General features: G+C 38.0%; 2 protein-coding genes. One reads left to right on the top strand and one right to left on the bottom strand.

Translation table 11 applies throughout. The annotated features are described in order from the left end of the window. Window positions 1-1,025 precede the first annotated feature (1,025 nt). Window positions 1,026-2,192, top strand: coding sequence for a DmpA family aminopeptidase (locus GPUN_RS07795; protein ID WP_006005270.1), 1,167 nt, complete (start codon window positions 1,026-1,028; stop codon window positions 2,190-2,192). Window positions 2,193-2,610: 418 nt separating this feature from the next. Here GPUN_RS07795 and GPUN_RS14365 read toward each other — a convergent pair. Then, window positions 2,611-3,830: type I restriction enzyme subunit R domain-containing protein (locus tag GPUN_RS14365; protein ID WP_040520654.1), on the bottom strand; the 1,220-nt coding region annotated here is incomplete at its 5' end.

Genomic DNA, 3,830 nt, shown 5'->3' with positions numbered 1-3,830 from the left:
ATGACTGACTCTCCGTTTTTTTCTATAGCTAATCCACTTTCTATAATTTTTTCGTTGCTGAACTCTTTCTTTCTTCCCACGGCGAACTCCAATTAAGCTAAATAAGTCAATTTAGTTATTTAACTTATTTAACTTATTTAACTTATTTAACTTATTTAACTTAAATTAATCAGTGAGTCAACCTTAATTACTTTTACACTTTGAGCCTTAATATGGCTTGATGATTGGAGCAATATAGATCCTTAGCTCATAATTTATTTTGTACTTGTATCTCACACTTTTTGAGCATACTAAGAGACCTATCTCATAATTATATGTTGTGCTAGATGGTAAGTGGATAGTTTTAGAATTAAATGGATAAAAGTTGGCTGAATTTATAGATTCAAAATGGATAGTTTTATCTGTTTCTATTTTGCATGTCTTATTGGACAAATCTACCCTATTGTTAGAACCTAAGTTCTAACAATAAGACCTGTGCCCTAAAAGTTACAGCCCGCTACACTGGCCCACTTTTTTGGGAAACAAAATATTTTGATTACAAAAGAAAAAAATGCTCCTCTCACCAATAACCAATGAAATGAGCTTTTAGTTTGCCTTTATATGCAAGCACAAAAGTATGATCCAAGTCGAGTGTCTCTCTGGTAATTATATTTGCCTGTAACAGGCCGAAAGACGGCAAAGAGCGAGGACCGGCCGTTCAAGTAATCCGTATGTTTTTAGATTTGTTGGTGTTATCGGTTGATATGCTAATGGCGGGTGATCTGACAAACCGGACCTTAGCAGTTTATCTTTTATGGTCGCTAACCCTTGCGAAATAAGCAGCAAGTAACGCTCCGCTCACCCGCACATATTGCGGTTTCACTAATTACCTAATGGTAAAAAAAGCGCTCTTTGAAACTGCCAATTTAAAGTAAAAGTGCAATAATTAGAAAAGCTGTGCCTTTAAACGCTTATTTATATTTGTATCGCTTTTTAAAAATTTATAAGCTAGTCTTGAAACAATATAACTTGGTAAGAGACTTGAAATGAAAGCAATATTAATCTTATGTTCCGTCTTATTTATTAGTTTTTCAGTTGAAGCTGAAAAACCAAGAGCCAGAGATTTGGGTATTCCATTCGTAGGTGAAACTGGTTACTACAATTCAATAACAGATGTTAAAGGGGTTGAGGTTGGCTACAGCACCATCATTTCAGAAACCGATGATAATAAAATTAGTAAAGGGCAAATACGCACAGGTGTAACAGCAATATTTCCAAGAGGAAAAAAATTCAGCCCCGTTTATGCGAATTGGTATAGTCTCAACGGAAATGGCGAGATGACCGGAACTACTTGGGTAACTGAGTCTGGTTTCTTAGAAACACCAATTATGATCACAAATACCAATAGTGTTGGTGTTGTTCGAGATACCATTCTCAAATGGTATGTAGATACTAATTGGTACCAAGGCGAGGATTGGTGGTATACCTATCCGGTCGTTGGTGAGACCTATGATGGTTTCTTGAATGACATTTATGGCTTTCACGTAAAAGAAAAACACGTTCTTGAAGCTATAAATAATACTAAGATTGGTGCAATTGCAGAAGGTAATGTTGGTGGGGGCACGGGAATGATGTGTCTTGGCTTTAAATGTGGAACAGGAACATCATCCAGAATAGTAAAAATTAAAGATGAAACATATACCATTGGTGTGCTTGTCCAAGCTAACTTTGGCAGCAAACGAAACTTAACGATCGCTGGCGTTGCCGTTGGTCGCGAATTAAAAGATACAAAAAGTGAGATTTACAACGCACCGCCAAATTCTAGACGACAAGAAGGCGATGGATCAATTATCGTCATTTTAGCAACTGACGCACCGCTTTTACCTCATCAATTGAAACGAATAGCACAACGAATTCCATTGGGTATAGGTATTACTGGTGGTCGCGGTAGCAACGGTTCTGGTGATATCTTCCTTGCATTCTCTACTGCTAACGAAAATGCTTTTAATCGTGGCGAAAACACAAGCGTTGAAACATTCCCTAATGACTTAATAACACCGTTATTTGAAGCCACTGTTCAATCTGTCGAGGAGTCGATTATAAATGCTATGGTAGCTGCTGAGACCATGACCGGTAATAACGGTAATACATCTTATGCTATCCCTCATGACAAACTCGTGGAAGTACTTAAGAAATATAAAGTTGTCCCGTAATTTTACTATAGTTATGTATTTCTCTTCCAATAGCTCGACTAGTAATTAGTCAAAATGACGAACGCCTGCTAAATGTTGCCGATAATCTTCAAGAAGCATTTGCCAGTCAGGTCGATGCGTTTTTTGCTCATAAAGCTGCGTTAGTCGACGAATGTGATTTTGTAATGTGCGCTTTTTAATATATCTAATGACCGCAATAGGTCGTTTTTTGCCCTTTTGGCTGAGAGCCAGAGTGGCAATTTAGCAGTAAAAAAAAGTTTAATTGAAGTAAGCCCCACTGACCGTTGTTGGCACTTAGCCTTCTGTCGGGTTTAGTTAAGATATATCTACAAAATGTAAGGTTGAGTCCTGACTAATTCAGAACAGCTTGTTCAGAACAGCGTGGTTCAAATCGCTCTAAATCGATTTTGCGGATAAATTATTTTCTCAATTCATCAACCAATGCGTTAGTGTTCTTACTCTGTATCAAGTCAACAATAACACCTATTAAAGCGTTCATCTTTTGATTGTCAGATAAAGTAGCTTGAGCATTATCAACATTTGCCGACATTGTTTTTACTACCGAGTCTCTTACTACGTCACCAATGTCGCCACTTAGCGCGGTAGCCCTTGGGTTTTTCTCTACTTGTTCAATGACATTAGCGTTAGTTTGCACATGGCTCATGACTTGAGATACAAAATATACGGGTGAGTTAGCTGGGTTTGCACCGCCAAACTCTTCATTAATACGCTCTAGTAATTCATCCAAGAATTGCTTTTCTCTATCGCTAGCATCTGCTGTATTTGCCGTGATAGGTTTGAGCGTCTCAGCTTCACCTTGTGCATCTTGATTACGCATTTTAATGGCGTATCCCTTCAGCACAAGTCCTGATAGGTCTATTTGTTCAGGGCTGACACCTTTTAAACGTTTTGATAATAACTTTGCAAACGCTGCAAAGTTTTCTAATTCAGCATCAGCTAATTCAAGTAACTGCGAAACGTAATTGTAAATTCGCACGAATCTACTTAAATCAGTTTTAAAGCGCATAAGACCTTCACGCATGATTGTGAATTCACTTCGTTTTGATTCTGCTATTTTTTTGGATTTATCATCGCCTGCGATATGAGCTTTATCATAGGCCTCTTCCCATTGCTTCACAATATCGTTGAGTGTTTTTAGCTTTGAGTTAAAGATATCTGTTGAGCGTTGAGTCGAGGCAAAGAGCTTCTTATGAATAGGGTCGTCTGGGTTTGACCTACCAGCACCCAAAACGAGTTTATGCGATAGCTTTTTGAAGTCTTCAAGGTCATTTTGATTATAGATGTTAGCTTCATCTAATATGTCTTTGATGTCATAAACAACGTTAACATCCTGCATGTCTTCAAGTTCGGCACCACTATCGTATGTTTTAAAGGCTGAGTATATGGTTTCAGGCTCATTAACAAAATCAATAACGAACGTTTGGTCTTTACCCGGATATGTTCTGTTCAAGCGCGAGAGCGTCTGTACGGCGTCTACATTGCTTATTTTCTTATCAAGGTACATCGCAACAAGTTTAGGCTGGTTAAAGCCTGTTTGGTACTTGTTAGCGACAATCATCACGCGATATTCATCACGCTCAAATGCATGGCGTAAATCTTGACCTTTGACGTCAGGAT

Source organism: Glaciecola punicea ACAM 611 (assembly GCF_000252165.1).
Lineage (GTDB): Bacteria > Pseudomonadota > Gammaproteobacteria > Enterobacterales > Alteromonadaceae > Glaciecola > Glaciecola punicea.
Note: the sequence above shows the minus strand (reverse complement) of the source record. Positions and strands in the feature narration are given on the sequence as shown.

Bases quoted from the DNA above. Each gene is read 5' to 3' on its own strand.
- GPUN_RS07795 (WP_006005270.1), top strand. From the start codon at position 1,026: ATGAAAGCAATATTAATCTTATGTTCCGTCTTATTTATTAGTTTTTCA.